The sequence below is a fragment of the Sphingobacterium faecale genome, assembly GCF_016746095.1.
Taxonomy (GTDB): domain Bacteria; phylum Bacteroidota; class Bacteroidia; order Sphingobacteriales; family Sphingobacteriaceae; genus Sphingobacterium; species Sphingobacterium faecale.
In genome coordinates this window covers 39,210-61,494 of record NZ_JAERTY010000003.1, presented here as the reverse complement: position 1 = coordinate 61,494, position 22,285 = coordinate 39,210, and the positions used below count along the sequence as shown (strand labels likewise).

The window sequence follows — 22,285 nt, the reverse complement described above, 5'->3', positions numbered from 1 at the left end:
CTTTATGAAGTGTTTTATGTTTTATTTAAAAATTTTAAGCCTACAGTTGTTATGGGGCATTTGCGGTTTTACGTTTGTTGTCGCTCAGAATTCTACATCCAATACCTATACGATAGTCCATATGACTGATCCGCAGTTGGGGTTTCACAATAATGATAATCTTGAGGCCGAGATATTGAATTTTGAACGAGCAATCCGTGCCACCAATCGGCTGAAACCAAGTGCTGTTTTTATAAGTGGGGATCTTGTAAACCGTATACATGATTCAGTGCAGATTGCTGCTTACAAAGATGTTGTCCGGATGCTCAATGTTGACATTCCGTTGTATGTTATGCCTGGTAACCACGATTTGCCAGATGGTCTTACACTAGATGATCTGAAAAAATACCAGAACAATTTTGGTAGGGATTATTATGATGTCAAGCTAAAATCTACTTACGTCCTTGTCTTAAACAGTCAGATGATTGCAAGTAGTAAAAATGTAACTGAAGCCTATTTAGCGCAATTCAATTGGATGCAGCGAAAGCTCAAACAAGCTAAACGGAAAGGCTATAAGCATATTCTAGTATTTCAGCACCACCCGTATTTTGTAGATTCCCTCGAAGAGAAAGACGAATATTTCAATATTCCTATACAGGTACGCAAGAAGTATCTGGATCTATTCCAGCAGAAGGGTGTTGGTTATATATTTACAGGACACCTCCACTATAATCTAATAAATCAGTACAATACTATGGAACTGGTGACTACTGGGCCAATAAGTCGAGCTTTCAAACAGCAGGAATCGGGTGTACGGTTGATTCGCATTGACGATAAAAAATTGACACATCACTACTATAGCTTGGATGAGTATGAAAATCTTTTTTAAAGCTCTTGATTTTTTATTCTATTGTTAGCTCTTTTGGGGGGAGAAAATAGGCTCGTGTGCATTGCTACAGTATTCAACTATTAAAGCAAGTTCTCTAACTCATCCTTGAGTTCTAAATTGTGAAAAATATTCAACACGTCTTCGTCATTCTCAAATGCGTCGATTAGTGTAAGGATATCTTTTGCCTGATCCAGCTGAAGAACTTTGATATCGAGTGGTATCCACTGAAGCTCGGCATTCTGAATATTAATTTTGAGCGCGTCTGGCTAGATTACATATTGACAAACTCCACAAAATCGCTATAAACAATAAAAACATTTTCTTCATTTTCGTAAGATACTTTTCACGCTTCGGTCAGTTCCAACTGTAATTTTTCTAGAGTATATTTTTTAATCCTATTCTTTTTCAGTTTGTTATGTTGTTTTGGGGATAAAAAAAGCTTTTTTTGCTAAGCTTTCTTGACCTCAGCCGTCTATACTGATACCAATTAGAAGAAACTATGTTTGACAGCTCAGAAATTGTGAGATTAATCAAGCTGAAGATTGAAGGTTCAATCACAGCTGATGAATTGATACTTCTAAATAGCCTAACCGCAAAAAATCCATATATCGATACAGTGGTTAAGAAGGCGGAAGACGAGAAAAAGTTACTAGAGGATGTAACAGATTGCATATTGCTTTCCAAGGAAGATGAAGGTGGAGATTGGAACAGTAGACTCGAAAAAATGACTATTTCTCGTATTAATACAGTGCCTGAAAAAAGAAGAAGGGTGAAATCTTTACGCTATGCATCAGTAGCTATTATTCTAGTGTTTTTAGGTTTTATATGGTATGTGTCAAAAGACAAAAACGATGCAACCTCTGTGGTCTTACAAGACTTACTCCCTGGTAAAAGCAACGCTGTCATAAAACTTTCAAATGGGGAGGTGGTGGAGCTAAGTGGTAGTAAAAATGGTGTAATAATGGGAGAGAGCTTGACCTATGAAGACGGAGCACTAATTGTGCCATTGACTGGTTCCGAAGCATTGACTTGTGAGATTCATACACCTAGAGGGGGACAGTATCAGGTTACATTGAGTGATGGGACAAAGGTTTGGTTGAACGCGGATTCAAAATTGACTTATCCATCACAATTTGATTTGGACAAGCGAGTGGTCGAGCTTGTTGGTGAGGCTTATTTTGAAGTAGCAAAAAATATTGTTGATAATGTAAACAAGCCATTTGTAGTAAAGACAAAGAAGCAAGAAATAGAGGTTTTAGGCACATCTTTTAATACTACAGCTTATATGGATGATGATTGTACATATACGACCCTGGTTGAAGGTAAGGTTCAGATAAAAGATGGGAAAAAAGAAGTTTTTCTTTCTCCTGGAGAGCAATGCATGACTACGGCTTCAGGGCTTCTTGAAAAGAAGAGGGTAGATGTGTCACAGTTTGTAGCGTGGCGAAACGACGAGTTCTTTTTCTATGAGACAGAGTTGAAGGAGGTGGTTAGGATGCTCGGCCGTTGGTATGATTTTGAAACCGTAAATGAAGAGTCAATTCCAGATACTCACATGTATGGTACAATAAGTAGGGAAAAGAGATTGACAGAAGTTATTCATCTAATCCAAGCGAGTGGATTAAAGTTTAGAATAGAAAAAAAAGACAATAAAAACTATTTAATTGTATTAAGATAACGAGCGTAACTACGTTGTCAATAATGTATTGGTTGTATATATAATAGCAAAAAATATGAAGAAAGAAAACGAAAAACCATAATATAGGATGGGTCGTGTCTAAAGACCGAGTAGTGGTGCTACACTACCCGGTAGTGTTAGATAAGACTGTAATCTAATGCCTTTCAAGAGAAGAAAGGCAACATTGTCCAATTACATAAAATCTAAACAGCGCAAATATATGATTTTAAATTTAAAGCTAGTGGGATTTCTATGGCCCTTTGGCTATCGATTATTGCAAATTATGAAGCTTGTAGTTTTACTGATCTTACTGAATGTCACTGCTGTATCTGCAGAAAGTTTTGCTCAAGGAATTACGCTGAAAGCCAAAGGTATTACCTTGGTAGAGGCTATGATAAAAATCCAAAGACAAAGTGGGATATCATTCTTGTTTAATGGCAAGGAATTGGCTAAAATCTCAGTAAATGTAGATTTTCACAATCTTCCGGTTAATGAAGTAATGGATATCCTACTACAGGGTAAAGGTATAGAATGGGCTAATGAGGATAATACCATAGTGATAAAGAAAAGTTCTGACAGAGATAAGAAAGAAAGACTCAAAAACCTCCGTCAAGATCCGACTGATAAATTTGGAATACAGCAAATCGTGCGAGGTCGAGTATTAGGCGAAAATGGAGCTCCTATTGAAGGAGTGAATGTGTCTGTAGAAGGAACAGGGAGCTTTGCCTCGACAGATGAACGCGGCTCCTATGCCATTAATGCAAAGCGGGGCGACCAACTTCTCTTTTCTTTTGTAGGATATAAAGATGCGCGTAGACAGGTACAAGGCCTCGTTACTATAGATGTTATTTTACAGGAAGATCTTTCTGCCCTAGAGGAGATTGTGGTCGTTGGGATGGGACAGCAAAAAAAAGCGAGTGTGATCGGTGCGATATCTACTGTCAAAATGGATGACCTTAAAGTCCCCTCAAGATCTCTAACCAATGCTTTAGCTGGAAAAATGGCCGGTGCGGTTGTGTTACAGCGTACAGGCGAATTAGGACGCGACAATGGAGCTATCTGGATAAGAGGTATTTCTAGTTTCAGTGATAATAGAAGCCCTTTAATACTTGTTGACGGTGTTGAAAGAGACATGCAGGACCTCTCTGTAGAAGAGATAGAATCAGTTTCCATCCTTAAAGACGCTTCCGCTACAGCGGTATATGGCGTAAGAGCTGCAAATGGAGTTGTACTCGTAACTACAAGACGGGGGGTCGCACAAAAACCGGTAATCCAATTCAGCGCGGAGACAGGGGTGTCCGATTTACCAAATCTACCGAAGTTTTTAGACGGACCTAGTTATGCTATGCTATACAACGAGGCCTTAGGAAGAGAGAATTATTCTCCTGAGTATATTTATAATACTCAAAATAACGTGGATCCATATTTATACCCTAACGTTAACTGGTATGATGAGATTTATAAAAAATATGCCAGAAACGCTCTGGCCTCTCTCAATGTTAGAGGAGGAGGTGAGGTTGCCCGTTATTTTGTAGGTTTTGGGTATATCAATGAAAATGGTAATCTTAGAGATAGTCCAGACAATGAGTATAAATCTAATCTTACTCTTAATAGGTATAACTTTCGTTCCAATATTGATGTCTCGCTCTCAAAAACAACAACAATAGAACTAGAGGTCGGCGGTAGTTTGACTGATCTACATACTCCCGGTGTAGGTAATACCATATATGGTACAACTTATACTCCTGCAGGAGAGTTATTTTACTGGTCCTCTCTGGCAACACCGATTTCTAACCCAGTGCGAATACCTATTGATATAGACTTGGATGGAAACGAAATAATGGGCTGGGGAGCTCCGACACAGGTAGGCGAAAAAAATCCTTTAGAACGCCTTATGGGATCTGGTTTTAATACGGAGTTTAAAAATCAATTTATGAGCCAGATCTCCGTAAATCAAAATCTAAACAGATTACTAGATGGTTTAAAATTCAGATTTTCATTTTCATTTGATGCTTTTAATCAGACAACAATTCAAAGACGAAAGGATTCTAATACTTATGGAGTTAGAGGAAGAGATCCTCAAACGGGCGAACTGTTATTTACAGAAGTAGATCTTGGGCAGGAGTTTTTACGCTATTCGAGAGAACTCGGCAGTAATAGAGCAAAGGAAATGAAGGGGCAGTTTACGTACAATAAGAGTTATGGACCACATAACGTCAGTGGAATGTTGATGTATTATCAGAGAGATTTTGTCAATGGGAATGCAGGGTCTGCTATATTGTCTTTGCCTTATAGAAGACAAGGGCTGGCAGTTCGAGGAACGTATGATTTTAACAATATCTACTTTGCGGAGATGAATTTAGGATATAATGGGTCAGAAAACTTTCCAAAGGAAAAGAGGTTTGGTCTATTCCCCGCATTTGCAGCAGGATGGATACTCTCTAACGAGAAATTTTGGGGTTCTTTAAGTTCTACTATTGATTTGTTTAAAATAAAAGGATCGATAGGCTTAGTTGGGTCTGAGGCACTGCCTGGAGGACAGCGGTATGGTTATCTTTCCATTTTTGGAGGAGGCTTAGGAGGTTATGCTTTTGGTGAAAACGGTACATCATATTCTGGTACAGGTGAAGATCGTGTTGGTGTAACAAATTTGACTTGGGAAAAAGGCTTAAAGAGAAATATAGGACTTGAAGTTTCATTTTTTAATAATTTTATCCGCCTTGAAGCCGATTATTTTCATGAAAAAAGAACAGACATTCTGCTACAGAGAGCTTCGCTTCCATGGGTAGCTGGGCTAAATTCAGCTCCATTTGCAAACATGGGTGAAATGATAAACAGGGGAGTGGATGGAACTTTAGAGGTAAATAAGAAATTTAATAACGGAAGTTTTAGAGTTTATGGCAACTTCACCTATGCTAGGGATAAGATCTTAGAGCAAGATGAGGCAACCAAAAACTATGAATACCGCATGCGCACAGGTCATAAGTTTGGTCAGCAATTTGGTTTGATTTCTCTAGGATTATTCCAAGATGAAGAAGAGATACGTAATAGCCCTAGTCAAACATTTGGATTAGTAAGGCCGGGGGATGTTAAGTTTTTAGATGTTAATGGAGATGGAGTTATATCTATTGACGATGAAGTACCTATAGGATATTCAAATATTCCAGAGATAAACTATGGTTTTGGATTTCAGGTAGATTGGAAAGGAATTGATTTAGGAATGTTCTTTAGAGGACAAGATCGTGTTTCTTATGCTCTAGGTGGGGCTTATGTACCGTTTAATCAAGGGGTCGGTAAGGGTAATTTATTTGTTCAGGCTTTGGATCGTTGGACTGTAGACAATCCTAATTCAGGTGCTTTGTATCCACGTATTGCTAATGGAACTTCTTCTAATAACTGGCAACGATCAACTCGCACAATTTATGATGGAAGTTTTCTTAGACTTACAGACATTGAAGTTGGGTATACTTTAAAGCCCGAACTAACAAGGTCTTTAAGGATTTCAAGTTTGCGTATTTATGCATTAGCACATAATGTGGCTACATTTTCCTCGTGGAAGTTGTGGGATCCAGAGACAGGTTCAGCAGATGGTAGAAATTATCCTCTGCAACGAAAATTCAATATTGGTCTAAGAGCTTCATTTTAAAATATGCATATCATGAATAAATATATAAAATTAGTGCCGTTTCTTTCCGTCTTAATATTGTTTAGTGCTTGTACCGATTTTTTGGAAAAAAAGCCAGATGACATGAAAACAGACGAAATGATCTGGAAGTCTAGAAAAGAAACAGAGGCTTACTTGTACAACGTATATTCACAAATTCCTACATCAAATCTCTATCAGGATGACCCTTGGTTAGGGGTGTCAGACGAAATTGACTTGACTTGGAACGTATACAATACTTATCAGATTAATTTGGGTAATTGGACGATATCATCCAATTTTTATAACAAATGGCCTAATTACTATAAGGCAATTCGAGCATCATTTGTTTTTGAAAATAATGTGGATAAAAATAGGGAGCTGAGTGAAGCTTTAAAGGAACAGTATAAGGCCGAAGTTAAGTTTTTAAGAGGATATTATTATTGGTTATTGTTAAGACAGTATGGACCTGTCGTTCTTATAAAAGAATTGCAACCATTGGCTAGTGATTGGAAAGAATTTCCTCGATCACCATATGAAGACTGTGTCGCTTATATAGCAGAAATGATGGATGAAGCGGAAAAAGGTTTACCTCTTCATTGGCAGAATGATAAACAATGGTTTGGAAAACCTACAAAAATAGTTTGTAAGGCTGTAAAAGCTGAGGTTTTGATGATGGCAGCTAGTCCACAATGGAATGGTAATCAGGGTTATATTGATTTTAAGAACTTAGATGGCACACTGTTGACTTCTACTACGTATGATGAACAGAAGTGGAAAAGAGCAGCAGATGCTAGTTATGCTGTTATTAAAACCGCCGAAGACAATGCAGGGGCTAACGTTCGGTTGTATAAAAATCATGAAAATGGTAATGGGGCAACATTTAGTCCTTTCAAATCTTTAAGAGACGTCCATATAAAAAAATGGAACTGTGAAATTATTTGGGCAAAAGCAAATTTTAATCATAATGGTTGGGAAGTCCATACTTCTCCTGGACCTAATAATCTAGGAGGGGTGGGACCGACTCAAAGGGCAGTGGATGCCTTTTTTATGAAAAATGGAAGAACAATAGATGACCCTAATTCTACCTATGTTGAAGATGGTTTTGCTGTAAATGGAGGAGATAATTGGAACCCTAAAAGTCTAAATATTCAAAATGATAGAGTGGAGATGATTAATTTGATCCGGAATGGAGACGCTTGGGGGCATTGGCCTGGCGAGTGGAATATGTATGCTAATCGTGAACCAAGGTTTTATGTTTCAGTGTTGTATAATAAGCGTGTTATTCCTCAGCTGCCCACTGATATTGCTAAAAGAGACTACTATTCAACGAATACAAATACTGTAAAGCAGGCGAATGGATACGCTCGTGTAGAGCTGTACTATGGTGGTATGTCAAGACAATCAGGATCCTATACGTTTTATCCGCAGACGGGTTATTTAGTTTTGAAAAATGTAGATCCATTGAGTAATATGCGTGATCGAGTTTTTGTTAATACGCCTCGACATGATACTTTTATACGCTATGCAAAAGTGTTATTGGACTATATAGAGGCTTTAAACGAATATAATCCTTCTCATCCTGATATTCAAAAGTATTGGGATATGATACGGGAGCGTGCAGGAATTCCTTCTGTTTTTTCGGTCTATCCTAATATTAAAGGAGATAAGGCTATGCAAAGAGAATATATCTTGCAAGAACGCCAAGTAGAGTTAGCTTTTGAGGGTGATCGGTACTTTACAACTAGAAGAAGATTGTTGTCTATTACACCTGATAATGGCGACCCTAAAAGAAAATACGGCGATGGAGGAAAAATGTGGGGTATGGATATTCATGCTGGTAATACTACTACAAATAGCTTTGAATATACAGGGTTTTACAAACGAGTAGCCTTTGAAACAAGGGTGTTTGATAAGAAAATGAATTTATTCCCTATCCATCAATCGGAAATAGAGAAAAACCCATCAATTGTACAAAACCCTGGTTGGTGATTAAAAATAGCATGTTTTATGAAAAACGTTATTAAGATATTTTTTTTCCTATGTTGCTTTTGCATAGGATGTGAAAAGGGCGGTGAAAGTGTGTTCTTTGAAAACCGCGTGTTTTTTCCAGCACATGGAAAGTTTGAAATCCAACCCTTATTGGGCGAGTCGATTGTAGAACTGACTATATACCGTTCGGGTTATAATACCGCTAAAAGTACTACGGTTGAAGTGTCTGCAGACGAACGTTTGTTGGATACTTATCCAGATAAGCAGGTGTTGGCATTGCCTAAGTCAATGTATTCTATTGCGCAAACCAATTTTACCTTTGAGAAAGATGAGGTGGAAAAAAAAGTGATAATACATTTGAAAAAAATTGACGAAAGTGTTGTAGGGAAAAATTATATTCTTCCAATACAAGTTAGTGCCGATGAACAAGAACTAGTTGTGGAAGAAAGGAGTATTGTTTACTTAAATATCAATAGTTATAGAAATCAATACCAAGGTAAGTATAAAGTGCTTGGTAAAACTCATCTCAAATATAATGAGGATGAACCAGAGAATATTGATTTTACTGGGCTTGCAACAACAATATCTCCTGGTGCCTTTCAAATACCTAGCCATATTAATGGAGTGAACTTATGGGTTGAAATAAATGGAGATGTTGTAAAAGTAAAAGAGGCTAATAATAGGAATACGTTGCGTTTAAATGATTTAGGGAGTTCTAAAGAAGGTGCTTTTAATGTCAAATACCAACGTTTTCTTGGCATATTCAATCTGTCTTTTAGTTATGAAATGGGAGGGCGTACACATGAAGCCCATATGCAATTAAAATTTGATTTATAATGAAAGCTAATTTTATCAATATGAAGGTAGCATCGTTCTCAATGTTTTTTGTGCTCTTATGTACTCTTGCTTCATGTAAACGAGAAGAGCAATCCTTAACTGATCAATATAAAGATTTAGGATCAATCTATATTACCTTGCCTAATGGTGAAGGGTATTTTAACCCTGTCGGATCAACTCCTTATGATGAATCAATTGTGTTTGAATTTCCGACACATTTTCCTTTGGACTCTGATGATGAGTTTAGTCTTGCTGGTATGCGTATAAATACGAATTCTCCTTCTCGGGTAGAGGTTATAGGACAAAAGGATAATATTGTTGATATGTCTAAAGAGTTTCAGATCGTTATCCATAAAGGGAACGGGGAATCGAGTAAACATACTGTAAAAAGTATAATTAAGGAAAGTTCGGAGGCAGAGCTCTTATCGTTTTCTTTGCCTACTATGAATTTGGAAGGGTATGTTAGGGGACAGCTAATAAGTTTGATTGCAGGTGGTGCAGATCTGTCCAATTTGACTCCTCAAGTTCTTGTTTCGAAAAGGGCTACTATTCACCCTTTGCCAACGACTCCGCAGAATTTTAATAATCCTGTTGAGTATACGGTAACGGCGCAAGATGGTGTAACAACCAAAAAATATACGGTTAAATTTGCTACCCCCGGAAAGGTAAGCAATGGAATTCGTTTAGGTAGTGCGAGACAAATTTGGATCAAAACTTTAACGGAGTTGGGTATAGACGCAACGAATCACATGACTACCTCTATTGCCGTTTCTAAAGGGGATCTGATTGTTAATACTAGAGAGAAAAGAAACAAAATTATTAACCGCTTCAATGGTGCATTGATCGGTGAGATGGTAATGGGGGATATAGCAACGGAAACATTCCAAAACTTCTTCATAACTTCTGATTCAAAAGGTCAACTGTTGATGTCTAATTTAGTAGCTGCTGCTGGTAATAGCTTGGCTATCTATAAGTGGAAAAACAGTTCTGATAGTAATCCAAAAAAGCTTATTAATTGGACTATGGCTGCTGCTTGGAACGTAGGAAGAAAGATGTCTGTCATTGGGGATTTAGACAAAAGCGCTGTTATTTACTTGGCGGCAAGTAATTCGGGTAATACTGTTCTTCGTTGGAAAATAACCAATGGAGTTGCTGAAAGTCAGATTCCGGAAGCTCTTACTTTTCCAGGAGCCACCTCTTGGACTCAAATGGCAGATGTTGCACCTACTTCAACGGATCTAAGCGCTCCTATTTTTATTACAGGTCATCCAGGAAACATATCCTATTGGGATCAAATTGCGCAACGTGCGGCTTATGTGTTTCCAAATACAAATCTCAATTTGATACATAATAATGCGTTAGATTTTGCAGAATTCAATCAAGCAAGATACATTTCATTTGGGCGTGTGGAAGATAAATTCGGAGAATTCTATTTGTTTAATGTTACGGATCCGAGCCACCTTGAAGTAGAAACTTCTAACCCTTTGTTTAAAGATTACCTAGTGTTGCGCACAAGCGATTTGATAACCAATAGTAATGGGAACCGAACAAGCGACGTTGTCATGAAGGTTTCCGATGATGGTTATAAATTACACATGTATTGCCTATTGACCAATGGTGTGGTTGTAGCATATGAATTTGATTGTATAGATTTTGATACTTTATAAGGATATGAATACTCGTTTAAGAATACTGAATATTATTTTTTTTCTACTCCCTGTCCTACTTTGGGCCCAACCTTATGGTAAAACAAATATAGTGGATCTTGCTTTGATCTACCATGGGGGGGTACATCGGGATTATCCATGGACTAAGGAAAAGTTTTTGCCCTATGTCGTTCACCAAGATTTGAGTGGTCGTAAGAATTGGTTGTTCGATGGATTTTTATTTTTAGAGTTCAAAGATGGCAAAGGACGTAATTTTGCACCAGGTTATGATACACTAAATGCAAGGAGAGTAGAGTGGGAATGGTTGATTGATAGACATTTCGAAAAAGGAAAGGCCCTGTTGGCATTGAATGATGCTATTGAAGACTGTATCCAGCTGATGGGAAGTGCACCTCATTTCAGGCATAAGGTCGTAATTGGAATCCCATCACCGATACGTAATCAAAAAGATTGGGGTGATCTAGGTAGTAGAACTTTAGATTTTTCAATAATAGAGGATAGAATAGCGGCTTCGTCTTGGTATATAAAAGAGTTTTTAACCAGGTTCGAGAAGGAAAAGCTTCCTTATTTAGAGTTGGCAGGATTTTATTGGGTTGATGAAGACATTAGCGATGGAAAAGAAATCTTGATACCTATTGGCGATTATATCCGCTCACAGGGGTACAAATATTATTGGATCCCTTATTGGAATGCTCCAGGAAATTTTAAGTGGCAAGATTTCAAATTTGATTTCGCTTGGTTACAACCCAATCATTTTTTTAATAATAAAGTAGACGATAGTCGAATCGATGATGCTTGTAAAAAAGCTCAAGAGTTTTCAATGGGGATGGAGATGGAGTTTGATGATCGCGCTCTTTATAGGGCAAACGAAAACAAGCGATTTAGGCTTGATACTTACATCGACTCGTTTATAAAAAATAAGGTTTTTCAAACTTCTGCAATTGCATATTATCAAGGTGGGGATTCATTTTATAAACTTGTCAACTCTGCCGATTTGAAGGATAGAGAGATGGCGGACAAACTTGCAGCCGAAATCATTAAAAGGAAAGGAAAAAAGAAGTACAAACAATTGATACAAGAGTGATATGAAGATAATAATAGGATTTCTTTTTGTATCGATAGTTTTTGTTGCTTTTGTATTTGGTACAGAGCACGAAAGACTACGGGTTTTGGTAATAGGTGCACATCCTGACGATTGTGAGATTGCAGCAGGTGGACTTGCCGCATTGTATCTCAAGAATGGACATGTTGTGAAATTTGTATCTATGACCAACGGTGAAAAAGGGCATCACCTTTTGTCAAAAGTTGAACTGGCCAAGCTTAGGAAGAAAGAGACCGAGAATGTTAGTCGATTGATGGGAATCGAATATGAGGTGTTCGACAATGCCGATGGCGAACTAGAAGCTTCTATGGCCAATAGGCTGAAATTGATCAAAGTTATTAGAGAATGGGATGCTGATATCGTTATCACCCATAGGCCTAATACTTATCACCCAGATCATCGTTATACAAGCATATTAGTTTCAGATGCCTCATTTTTGATAAGAGTTCCTCATATTGTACCAGAGATACCTCCTATGCTAAAGACACCCGTATTTCTTTACATGAGTGATGCTTTTAAAAAGCCTAATGAGTTTGTCCCAGATATCGCGATTGATATAACCGAGGTATTGTATGAAAAAGTGGAAATGCTGCATCAGCATTATTCACAGTTTTACCAATGGCTTCCTTGGTTGAATGGGAAATTAGAAGAAATACCAAAAAGTGAACCAGATAAAAAAAAATGGTTGCAAAAATGGCGAGTTCCGCCATTTAACTCCACCAATCCAATAATAGATGCTGCTATCTCCAATGTTTATGGAGATTATAAGAAAGCCGATCAGATACAATATATTGAGTTGTATGAATTATGCGAATACGGCAGGCGGATCGAAAAAGATGAAATGGGACGGTTGTTCCCATTTAATTAAATGAAGTTATAAAAAAAACCAAACTGATTATGAGTAGACTTAAAAATTTAATCTGGCTATCTGCGATTTTTATATTTAACGCTTGTCAAGAAAACGATGTACTTCCTCCAGTTCCGAAACCAACTGAGGTAGAAAAACAGGTAGATGCAGATCGAGAAAAATATGGAAAGCCCCTCCAGATTGGCAAACAGATCCACCCTGTTCAAGCTTTGCGCAAAGAAGCCGTAACAGACTATATGGATTACTTCAAAATTACAGTTAATAATGCGGGAACCGACAGTCAATCAGGATTAAAATTACAGGCACATGTTATACGACTTGATAGGAAGGGGTTAAGTGATGGTCTCCGTATAGAGTCATTGTTAGCTGGCTCCTCTCTAGATAAGAGAGGTACTCCTTTAGATATAATGAATTATCACACAAGTCCTAAAAAGACCGTTTTAGCCTCTCTAAACGGTGATTTTTTTGTAATGGAGACTGGTGGGACGATACTTGGAGCTATGGTAAGCGAAGGCCGGCTTTTAAAAACAGCCAATAGCGATTGGAAATTAGTCTATGGGACTACATCGGATGGTCAGCTTTTTATTGACGAGCTGGATTATACCATTACTTTAGGAGATGATAAATACCCTATTAATGGTATAAACGGAAGTCGTCAGGCAGATCAACTCATTTTATATACAGGTGCTAAGGGTGAGCGTACAGGGACCAACATTTACGGATCTGAGATTGTATTAAAGCCGGTCTCTGGTGACTGGGAGACTGCTAAAAGCCACGAGTCTGTACTTTGCGAGGTTACCTCGGATCGTCCTGTAGCCTTGGCAGGGGGATTAGTTATACCAAAGGGACATGTAGTTTTATCCGGCCATGGCGCAGGTATAACAATATGTAATCGATACAAGAAAGGGGATAGGGTATTCATCAATATCAACAAGCCTGTAGGTAAAAAAACTGAAAAAGTTTACGATGTGCAAGAAGCTATCGGTGCTTCATATATCTTGCTAAAATCAGGACAAAAGCTACAGATAACGTCAACATCAGGTAATCCGCATGGAAAAGAGCCTAGGACTGCAGTAGGGCATTCTGATAAGTATTTTTATATGGTGGTTGTCGAGGGAAGATCTGATGTCTCTGATGGTCTCAAAAGCTCGGATCTTGCAGATCTCCTTCTCCATTTTGAGATAACAGATGCCGTAAATCTTGATGGAGGTGGGTCTAGTATGTTGGCGTTGGGCAATACGATCTACGGGCAGCCAGAAGGTACAACATGGTTTAGGCCAGTGGCCAATGCGTTAACCATTGTACGAAAAAAATAAAAGAGACTTTTATTAGGAGATTATGGATAGAAGAAATTTTCTAGAAAGCTTGGCTTTAGCGGGGAGCGGAGTTATTGCAGGTTCTTTGGAGGGATTTGCAGTTCCCTCAGGACGGTCGCTCAATGTTGTGGCGTCCCAATTAGATCGTGCTCTATTACAGGCTGATGTTGCTGTTGTAGGCGCAGGTTTAGGGGGGATAGCAGCGACATTATCTATGCTTCGCAATGGGCTTAATGTCATATTGGTTGAAGAGACTGACTGGGTCGGAGGACAGCTTACACAACAAGGAGTCCCTGCCGACGAGCACTCTTGGATAGAGTCACATGGAGCACCACTTTCCTACAGAAATTTCCGTGAACGGATACGGGAATATTACCGGCAGAACTATCCACTAACTTTAGAGGCTCGTGAAAATAAGTTTCTTAATCCAGGAAATGGTGCTGTGTCGAGGCTGTGTCACGAGCCTAAAGCAGCCTTAAGTGTATTTCATCAGCTGTTGGCACCCTACCTCTCAAATGGACAACTCACCCTGTTAATGGAACATAAGGCGTTTGATGCAGATGCTTCCGAAACCACCGTCAGCACGGTCAGAGTTCAGTGTTTAAATACCAAAACCATTAAGATCCTTAAATCAAACTATTTCATAGATGCCACAGAGTTGGGAGATTTACTCCCTATCACTTCTACAGATCATATTATAGGGACGGAGTCAAAAAGTCAAACCGGAGAACTTCATGCGCCGATTTATCCGGATCCAGAAAATCAACAGGCTTTTACCACCTGTTTTGCTATTGATTATATTGAAGGAGAGGATTTCGTCCAAAAGCCGGAAGGATTTTCTTTTTGGAAAAAATACATACCCGACATTGTTCCTAGGTGGTCGGGACATCTATTAAGTTTAGAATATTCGGACCCAAGGACACTAAAGTCTAAGCTTTTGGGTTTTGATCCTACAGGCGCAGCGACCAATGGGACACTTAATTTATGGAACTATAGAAGGATAATAGATCGACGGAATTTCGAGACCGGTTTTTTTGAAAGTGACATCAGTTTGGTCAATTGGCCACAAAATGATTATATGCTGGGTAATTTGATTGGTGTTTCCCCAAGCCGTTTCAAGGATAACATTGAGCATTCCAAACAACTTGGCTTATCTCTTTTATATTGGTTACAGACCGAAGCTCCGAGGCCCAACGGGGGATTCGGATGGAGAGGTTTGAGACTTAGAAAGGATATTATGGGTACATCTGATGGTTTTGCCAAATATCCATATGTTAGAGAGTCCCGTCGGATTAAATCTGAGTTTACGGTTTTGGAACAACATATCGGTCAGGAGAATCGCGCACTGACAGCTGGTATCTACGAAGACGCGAATAAGGCAAGTGAATTCTTTGATAGTGTAGGTATAGGCTATTACCATATCGATCTTCATCCAACAACAAAAGTTAACTATATCGACTTTCCTTCTTTGAGATTTCAGATTCCGTTAGGTGCATTACTACCCATAAAAATGGATAACCTGCTACCGGCAAATAAGAATATTGGGACTACCCATATTACCAATGGTTGCTTCAGACTTCATCCTGTTGAGTGGAGTATTGGGGAGGCTGTCGGGTTATTACTTGTATTTTGCAAAAGTAAAAATAAAATACCTAGAGAGGTAAGGAAAAACCGGAGTCTTCTGAAAGAATTTCAGAACTTGTTGCGCGAGCAAGGTGTCGAAACTACTTGGCAAAATTGAAATAACACGTTTTGAATTACATCTAACTATGAGTAATCAATCACGATTAAGTGTTATCAAGAGTACAGGAGTATTTGCAGGGCTTATTTATATAATACAGAGGTACGTACTGGTACGTTCGTTGGTACATATAGCACCACTCTGAATATAGAAGGAGATGGACACGGAGGGATTAGATGGTGATTTCAAATACCTACATGTTATTATTTGAGTTATTGTTAAGATACTGGATTACGTAGGCAGTATCTTACAATGGAGGTAGCTATATTAGTTTTATATTACGCTGATTAAGTTATTATTAAGGTGAATTGTATACGTGGTGAAATTAGTATATTTTACTTAACTTAGTTCAATAGTCAAACCTGTGTAAATTTATCAATATGATGGATAACCTAAAACATATGGAAACCCTCAAGCGTGGAGATGAGTCTGGATTAAAATATTTTATGTCTCATTTCGGAGAATCACTACGCTTTTTTGCTTTCAAAATAACAAAGAACAAAGAAGCCTCCGAAGAGATTGTTTCTGAGTCTTTTTTTAAGCTTTGGGAGAGAAGGACTATTTTTAGTACATATGAAGGTATAAAATCATTCTTGTATTTAGTAACGCGCAATGCTAGTTTCGATTACAAGGAGCTCTTCTATAATAAAGTTGTTTCTCTTATAGATGAAGAGCCGACATACTTATTTAATATGGATACAGATACGCTCTCGCAGATCATTTATGCAGAGCTTATTGTTGAGATTTCACTTGAATTGGCCAAGTTGCCCAAGCAACAAGCCGAAGTTTTCAGAATGTCCTATCTTGAAGGCATGGATACCAAAGAAATTTGCGATGCACTAGGTACTACTGCGAGTGCAGTTTATTTTGCAAAATCTAAAGCATTGTTTGCGCTTCGTATGGTTTTTAAGGAAAAGGATATTAATTTGTACATGAGCTTTTTGTTGATAACTGGATGTTCTGATTTCTTTTAATATTCGGATTCTTTATCCTCTGCTTCCAATTACCTATTCGATAAGCTAGGAAACTTCGTACAGTAGGAGAATAAAACATAAACAGAGAATCATAAGAGTTTAATACTTTTTTCTCGCGTGCATGCGATAACGTATAGATTGTCCATGGATGTCAAATTCAGAGAACCCTGTGCCCTGCATGATAAAGCCCATACTAAAAATAGCTACACGTATTGTGTTCCATAGCATCTGTTGGAGTTTTTTTGCCAATGAACTCTCCAATTGTAATGACCAGTATACCGAGTACCGGTAGCTAGTAGAAATCAGAGGCCTCTTTCTAGGATTGGACTTCTCTGGAGAAAAGTGTTGGTTTACAATAAACACAACAACACCTGAAAATTTTTAAGCAGTTTTCTAATCGATTTCAATGCCGCGCTGAGTTGGTTTTTGACGGTATGGTGGGATATCTGTAATTCATTAGCGATTTCCTTATAGTTATACCCTTCGTCTCGCATCAGATAAATGATTTTACGTTGCGGGGGGAGCATATCTATAGCTTGTTGGAGCTCAGAACGAAATTCCTTATCTTCTACAGGATGAATCGGTTCGGCAGAAATCTGTTGCATAGAATGCCAGATGGTTTCTTTTAACCTTACATCTGCTGACGCTTTACGGAGATAATCCATTACCTTGTTGCGTGTGAGTATAAATAAAAAAGACTCCATCGATTTGATTTTTTCAAATTGGTCACGTGTTTCCCATAGTTTAAGAAAAACATCGTGTACAATGTCACGGGCTATATGCTGATCTTTTGTAAGATGAAAAGCTAATTTGAAGAGTCCTTTTTCTTGAGAAATAAATATATCATTAAATACAACACGTAAAGATTCCTCTACCGATTCAGAGCATTTCTTATCTCCGTCAGAAGAGGGAATTGTCCGTAAAGGAGTATCTTCATTATTCATGATATTTTGGTAAGTTGAGAATAAAGATACAAATTATCCTGTACTATCAATGTTTTACCATCTGTGTTGATAACTAGTTGCCAGCAATGTTTTCATTTCTTGACTAAAGATATAGCATGATAATCAATAAACATTCTTGTTTTTTTAAAATAATGTTATTCTGAATAGGACATACTGCTCTTTGCTTCGTCTTTATGTTAGATTGCATTATGGAAGCACGTATACACTATTTATTAAGACAGTATTTTTACAATAGATCGACCCGCTCGGAGCTGGACGAACTATTCACAGTGATTAGCTCAGCAAAACAAGATGAAGAAATATCTCTGTTGATAAAAGAACTTTACGAAGAGCTTAAGGAACAGGATCCATCTTTAGCTTATGTGGATTATCAAGGCAAATTGTTGGAATCTACTGGCTCGATAGACACACATCATTTACTTTCTTCTGACTCGGAAAGGAAAAGTTCTAACCGTCTCATCAAAACATACGTTGGCATTGCTATCTCTGCAGCAATATTATTAGTGGGATTTTTCTACACACAGAGATGGCGTGACAATAATATACCCAAAGAGAATATAACGATAGTCAATAATGTCCTTCAGGACGATAATAAAGTCCTTGTATTGGATGATGGTACCAGAGTATGGGTCAACTCCTCTTCCAAACTAGAATATCCGCGAAAATTCAAGAAAGGACAACCTCGGGAAGTGACACTGGTAGGAGAAGCCTATTTTGAGGTAGAGCGAGCCAAAGATTGGCCTTTTATTGTTCACACCGGAGATGTGAAAACGAAAGTAGTCGGAACAAAATTCAACGTTAAGGCATATCCTGGTATGAAAGACGTATTAGTTACTGTCAAAACCGGCAAAGTCATGGTGAGTAAAGATAATACCATACTGGCTACCTTGGTGCAGAATCAAGAACTCCGAGTTCCGCTATTGCCTGTTGGTGTTTTTCCTACTCTTAAAGAAAAAGCATTAAAGAGCAAAGTTGCCGGAAGTTGGACAGAGGGATACCTTGAGTATGAAGATGAGTCTATTGCTGCGATTATTGCTGATATTGAGCGTTTTTACCAGATTTCTATTAAGCTTCACGATCCGGTACTTGGGAATAAAATAATTACCACCTCTATACCGAAGAATAGCACTCCTACTGATGTATTGGAAATTCTGACAACATTGACGGACACACATTTGAAAAAAGAAGAAAATAACTATATCATTTTTTAACCCAAATAGAAAAAAATGCCTATGTAATAGAAGAGATACTAAGAATGAAGAAAGTCACCCCGACTGGTCCTCGGGATGACTTAAGGATTCAATAAATAGAATACATTATACTAAATCAATATCAAAATTATGCATTTAATCCGAAACAAGTGCAATAGGAGCTTATTAATGAAAATATCCTCGTTAGCATTATTATTGACATGGTTTGCTACAGTCATAGCATCCAGTTCCACGGCGCAGATTCTAGCCAAAATAAAAGCATCATTGCCATCTGGGAATATTGCTCTTAAAGATGCGTTGAAGCAATTAGAAAAGCAGACAAGTTTAAGATTTACTTATGTGAGCAATGACGTGCAACAATATAAGCAGACACATATCGATAGTAAAAGCGAAAATGTCGAACAGATTTTAGACAACCTATTACGGCATACCGACCTGGAGTACCGACAGGCTGGTAAGATTGTGATTATCAAAAGGAGATCGTTTACATCAGGAAAAATTCTGGAAGCAGAAATTATAAAAGAACAAGAGGTACGACGCGGTCGTGTTTTGAATGAAAGCGGACTTCCTATAGCTGGCGTTACCATCCGTATAAAAGAGACCAATAGAGTGACCTCTACAGATCAACAAGGTTTTTTTACAGTCAAGCAAGATGGGGTAGTCAACTTGATTATTTCTTCTGTAGGTTATGTGACACAAGAGGTTATATATACTAAGGATATGCAGGACATTGTGCTTGCCCCCGATTTTGGAAGTTTAGATGCAGTGACCGTCATAGGCTATGGTACTACTACGAAGCGTGTCAGCACCGGGTCTACGGCCAGCGTTACGAGCGAAGAGCTGTCCCGTTCTCCGGTTAATAATGTGATGGAAGCTTTACAAGGGCGGGTAGCAGGGCTCGATATCAGCAGCAGCAATGGACTGCCAGGAGCTATGATTAATGTACGTCTGCGTGGCATCAACTCGATTGCTGCGAGCAGTTCACCATTATACATCGTAGATGGGGTACCGTTCTTTTCCGAATCTCTCAATATGTTTACAGGCGACAACGGTACCCAGAGTCCTATCGCAGGTATCAATCCAAGTGATATCGACCGCATTGATATACTCAAGGATGCTGATGCAACTGCTATATACGGTTCGCGTGGAGCTAATGGTGTCATCTTGATCAGCACCAAGAAAGGAAAATCAGGCAGTACACGCTTCAATTTCAATGCCTACACAGGCGGCGGAAAAGTCACCAATATGGTCGATATGCTGAATACAGCCGAATACCTAAAGCTACGTAGAGAGGCATTCCAAAACTCAGGTGTCACGCCTGATCCAGATTTACCGGATCTCTTCGAATGGGATCAGAACTTGGATCAAAATTGGCAGAAGAAAATGATGGGTGGTACAGGCAAGATTACCCAAGCCAACATATCCATAGGTGGGGGGTCAGAAACCACCAATTTCTTGCTGACAGGTACCTTGCGCAATGAGACCACTGTGCAACCAGGCGACAATGGTTATAAAAAAGGCGCCGGTATGTTGAGTATACTCCATAGCTCACCCGATGGTAAGTTCTCTATTGCCGCTACAGCCAACTATGCCAGAGACTTCAACAATGCAATGGCAAGTGATATCAGTCAGTTTTACGATTTGCCCCCTAATATGCCGATCTATAATTCAGATGGATCACTATATTGGTACAGTAACCTGCAAAATCCCTATGCACTTTTAAGACGTAAGCAAGAAACACGTAATAAGACCCTATTGACAAGCGGGATATTACGTTATAACCCAATCCAGAATCTGAGTTTATCAGCTACTATAGGCTATAACAACACCACGTTAGACCAGCTACGCATGCTTCCTCTATCATCCTTCAAGCCTGATGCTGGAGCAGTCAGCACTAGTCATTTGGGCAACGGGGCGTATTCCTCCTATAGTATAGAACCCCAAGCAAATTATACATTAGAGTTAGGGGTAGGCAAGTTAGATCTATTAGCGGGGTTGACCTATCAAGAAGGGATCAACGATGGAAACTATTTTATAGGCGAAGACTTCACTTTAGAGAGCCAACTCAATAACATTGATGCGGCGGTTTCCGTACAGTCCAATGGCTTGCGTTACAGCAAGTACAGGTATCAGGCTGGGTTTGCACGGGCTACCTACAATATTCAGAATAAATATATTGTCAACGGTACCTTTAGGCGTGACGGTTCATCACGTTTTGGCCCTGATCGTCGTATGGGCAACTTTGGTTCAGTAGGTGCGGCATGGGTGTTTTCTGAAGAAGGGTTTATCCGTGACAATATTCCCTTTCTAACCTTTGGTAAGCTACGTAGTAGCTATGGTGTAACAGGTAATGACCAGATTGGCGATTACGGCTATATGGATACTTGGAGCTTCAATAGTTATGCTTATGATGGCGTGTCCGGCCTATATCCTACACGTGTGGCCAACCCTTTATTCAGCTGGGAGACCACGCGCAAGCTCGAGTTTGGTTTAGAGACAGGCTTTTGGGACAATAGACTAACGTTAAACGTAAACCGTTACTACAATAAAACAGACAATCAGCTTATCACTAAAAAATTGTCACCACAGACAGGTTTTGAAGGATTCACGGCCAACCTTCCTGGTATTGTACAGAATAGAGGGTGGGAGTTTGAAGTCAGTTCCACCAATTTTAAAAATAGCTATTTCGAATGGAATACATCAGCCAACTTAACCATTTCGACCAGCAAGTTGATTGATTATCCCGGCTTAGAGTCGTTCCCAGAATACGAAAGAGTGTTATATGCAGTAGGATACTCTATGGAGAGCGTATACGGATACAAGTTTACCGGCGTAGACCCGCAGACCGGTGTTGCTCAGTTTGAAGACCTTAGCGGTGATGGCGAGCTGTCCGATGGTCTTGATGATAAATATGTAATGGGCACACGCCTACCCAAGTTTTTTGGAGGTCTAAACAATAGTTTTACCTATAAAAATTTCAATCTGAGTTTCCTGTTGCAGTTTGTAAAACAAGAAGGAGAACTATTGAACTTTGGTTATATGGCACCGGGCGCATTAGGAATCATGACCAATTTTGATACCTCTGTACTTGACCGTTGGACACAAGCAGGGCAGGTGACAGATATTCCCCGATCAGCATCAACCTCTGCAGATGAGGCCTATAGCACTTATAATACCTATTACCGTCATTCCGACGCACAATGGGGGGATGCATCTTATATTCGTTTGAAAAACCTTATGGTAAGTTATGATTTCACTTCACTGCTACCGGCTATTAAGACACAACGTATTGTGCTGTACGGTCAGGGGCAGAATCTATTGACGTTTACCAAGTATGACGGTTTTGATCCCGAGACACAAGGACGATTAATGCCTCCTATGAAGCAGTACACATTAGGTATCCGATTTACATATTAATGAGAA

General features: G+C 38.8%; 16 protein-coding genes. 13 read left to right on the top strand and 3 right to left on the bottom strand.

Features of this window, described 5'->3' with window-relative positions:
• Nucleotides 1-16 precede the first annotated feature (16 nt).
• Nucleotides 17-868, top strand: a complete 852-nt coding sequence (locus JKG61_RS05835; RefSeq protein WP_202102047.1) for a metallophosphoesterase — start codon at nt 17-19, stop codon at nt 866-868.
• An 80-nt stretch (nt 869-948) separates the two neighbouring features.
• On the opposite strand, the gene JKG61_RS23275 is transcribed toward JKG61_RS05835, so the two are convergent.
• Nucleotides 949-1,113: a YebC/PmpR family DNA-binding transcriptional regulator gene (locus tag JKG61_RS23275; RefSeq protein ID WP_394371077.1), complete on the bottom strand. Its 165-nt coding sequence runs from the start codon at nt 1,111-1,113 to the stop codon at nt 949-951.
• Nucleotides 1,114-1,388: 275 nt separating this feature from the next.
• Between JKG61_RS23275 and JKG61_RS23160 the strand changes: the two genes are divergently transcribed.
• From JKG61_RS23160 to JKG61_RS05785, 10 genes are all read left to right on the top strand, one after another.
• Nucleotides 1,389-2,546: a FecR family protein gene (locus JKG61_RS23160; RefSeq protein ID WP_202102046.1), complete on the top strand. Its 1,158-nt coding sequence runs from the start codon at nt 1,389-1,391 to the stop codon at nt 2,544-2,546.
• Nucleotides 2,547-2,766: 220 nt separating this feature from the next.
• Nucleotides 2,767-6,192, top strand: a complete 3,426-nt coding sequence (locus JKG61_RS05825; RefSeq protein WP_202102045.1) for a TonB-dependent receptor — start codon at nt 2,767-2,769, stop codon at nt 6,190-6,192.
• A 12-nt stretch (nt 6,193-6,204) separates the two neighbouring features.
• On the top strand, nt 6,205-8,181 hold the full coding sequence (locus JKG61_RS05820) for a RagB/SusD family nutrient uptake outer membrane protein (RefSeq protein ID WP_202102044.1): 1,977 nt from the start codon (nt 6,205-6,207) through the stop codon (nt 8,179-8,181).
• Between the two features lie 18 nt (nt 8,182-8,199).
• Nucleotides 8,200-9,018, top strand: a complete 819-nt coding sequence (locus JKG61_RS05815; RefSeq protein WP_202102043.1) for a DUF1735 domain-containing protein — start codon at nt 8,200-8,202, stop codon at nt 9,016-9,018.
• Nucleotides 9,018-10,685 (top strand): DUF5018 domain-containing protein, encoded by a 1,668-nt coding sequence (locus JKG61_RS05810; protein WP_202102042.1) that lies wholly within the window; start codon nt 9,018-9,020, stop codon nt 10,683-10,685. Before JKG61_RS05815 ends, JKG61_RS05810 begins: the two co-directional genes overlap by 1 nt.
• A 4-nt stretch (nt 10,686-10,689) precedes the next feature.
• Nucleotides 10,690-11,769: a DUF4855 domain-containing protein gene (locus tag JKG61_RS05805; protein ID WP_202102041.1), complete on the top strand. Its 1,080-nt coding sequence runs from the start codon at nt 10,690-10,692 to the stop codon at nt 11,767-11,769.
• Nucleotide 11,770: 1 nt separating this feature from the next.
• Nucleotides 11,771-12,655: a PIG-L deacetylase family protein gene (locus JKG61_RS05800; protein ID WP_202102040.1), complete on the top strand. Its 885-nt coding sequence runs from the start codon at nt 11,771-11,773 to the stop codon at nt 12,653-12,655.
• A gap of 29 nt (nt 12,656-12,684) precedes the next feature.
• Complete coding sequence (locus tag JKG61_RS05795; RefSeq protein ID WP_202102039.1) at nt 12,685-13,971, top strand: phosphodiester glycosidase family protein; 1,287 nt, start codon at nt 12,685-12,687, stop codon at nt 13,969-13,971.
• 22 nt (nt 13,972-13,993) lie between these two features.
• On the top strand, nt 13,994-15,712 hold the full coding sequence (locus tag JKG61_RS05790) for an FAD-dependent oxidoreductase (protein WP_202102038.1): 1,719 nt from the start codon (nt 13,994-13,996) through the stop codon (nt 15,710-15,712).
• 401 nt (nt 15,713-16,113) lie between these two features.
• On the top strand, nt 16,114-16,686 hold the full coding sequence (locus JKG61_RS05785) for an RNA polymerase sigma factor (RefSeq protein ID WP_202102037.1): 573 nt from the start codon (nt 16,114-16,116) through the stop codon (nt 16,684-16,686).
• A gap of 99 nt (nt 16,687-16,785) precedes the next feature.
• Here the strand turns inward: JKG61_RS05785 and JKG61_RS23060 are convergent, their stop codons facing one another.
• Together JKG61_RS23060 and JKG61_RS05780 are read right to left on the bottom strand one after the other, a co-directional pair.
• Nucleotides 16,786-16,914: a hypothetical protein gene (locus JKG61_RS23060; protein ID WP_262896191.1), complete on the bottom strand. Its 129-nt coding sequence runs from the start codon at nt 16,912-16,914 to the stop codon at nt 16,786-16,788.
• 122 nt (nt 16,915-17,036) lie between these two features.
• Nucleotides 17,037-17,630 carry an RNA polymerase sigma factor gene (locus JKG61_RS05780; protein ID WP_202102036.1) on the bottom strand — a complete coding sequence of 198 codons (594 nt, stop codon included), beginning with the start codon at nt 17,628-17,630 and terminating at the stop codon, nt 17,037-17,039.
• A gap of 209 nt (nt 17,631-17,839) precedes the next feature.
• Between JKG61_RS05780 and JKG61_RS05775 the strand changes: the two genes are divergently transcribed.
• On the top strand, nt 17,840-18,862 hold the full coding sequence (locus tag JKG61_RS05775; protein ID WP_202102035.1) for a FecR family protein: 1,023 nt from the start codon (nt 17,840-17,842) through the stop codon (nt 18,860-18,862).
• Nucleotides 18,863-19,030: 168 nt separating this feature from the next.
• Complete coding sequence (locus tag JKG61_RS05770; RefSeq protein WP_237249390.1) at nt 19,031-22,279, top strand: SusC/RagA family TonB-linked outer membrane protein; 3,249 nt, start codon at nt 19,031-19,033, stop codon at nt 22,277-22,279.
• Nucleotides 22,280-22,285: the final 6 nt, after the last annotated feature.

Excerpts from the sequence above, each read along its gene's own strand:
- JKG61_RS05820 (WP_202102044.1), top strand. The coding sequence starts at position 6,205 with ATGAATAAATATATAAAATTAGTGCCGTTTCTTTCCGTCTTAATATTG.
- JKG61_RS05785 (WP_202102037.1), top strand. The coding sequence starts at position 16,114 with ATGGAAACCCTCAAGCGTGGAGATGAGTCTGGATTAAAATATTTTATG.
- JKG61_RS05815 (WP_202102043.1), top strand. The coding sequence starts at position 8,200 with ATGAAAAACGTTATTAAGATATTTTTTTTCCTATGTTGCTTTTGCATA.
- JKG61_RS05790 (WP_202102038.1), top strand. The coding sequence starts at position 13,994 with ATGGATAGAAGAAATTTTCTAGAAAGCTTGGCTTTAGCGGGGAGCGGA.
- JKG61_RS05800 (WP_202102040.1), top strand. The coding sequence starts at position 11,771 with ATGAAGATAATAATAGGATTTCTTTTTGTATCGATAGTTTTTGTTGCT.
- JKG61_RS05825 (WP_202102045.1), top strand. The coding sequence starts at position 2,767 with ATGATTTTAAATTTAAAGCTAGTGGGATTTCTATGGCCCTTTGGCTAT.
- JKG61_RS05775 (WP_202102035.1), top strand. The coding sequence starts at position 17,840 with ATGGAAGCACGTATACACTATTTATTAAGACAGTATTTTTACAATAGA.
- JKG61_RS05770 (WP_237249390.1), top strand. The coding sequence starts at position 19,031 with ATGAAAATATCCTCGTTAGCATTATTATTGACATGGTTTGCTACAGTC.
- JKG61_RS05805 (WP_202102041.1), top strand. The coding sequence starts at position 10,690 with ATGAATACTCGTTTAAGAATACTGAATATTATTTTTTTTCTACTCCCT.
- JKG61_RS05835 (WP_202102047.1), top strand. The coding sequence starts at position 17 with ATGTTTTATTTAAAAATTTTAAGCCTACAGTTGTTATGGGGCATTTGC.
- JKG61_RS05780 (WP_202102036.1), bottom strand. The coding sequence starts at position 17,630 with ATGAATAATGAAGATACTCCTTTACGGACAATTCCCTCTTCTGACGGA.
- JKG61_RS23060 (WP_262896191.1), bottom strand. The coding sequence starts at position 16,914 with ATGCTATGGAACACAATACGTGTAGCTATTTTTAGTATGGGCTTTATC.
- JKG61_RS05810 (WP_202102042.1), top strand. The coding sequence starts at position 9,018 with ATGAAAGCTAATTTTATCAATATGAAGGTAGCATCGTTCTCAATGTTT.
- JKG61_RS05795 (WP_202102039.1), top strand. The coding sequence starts at position 12,685 with ATGAGTAGACTTAAAAATTTAATCTGGCTATCTGCGATTTTTATATTT.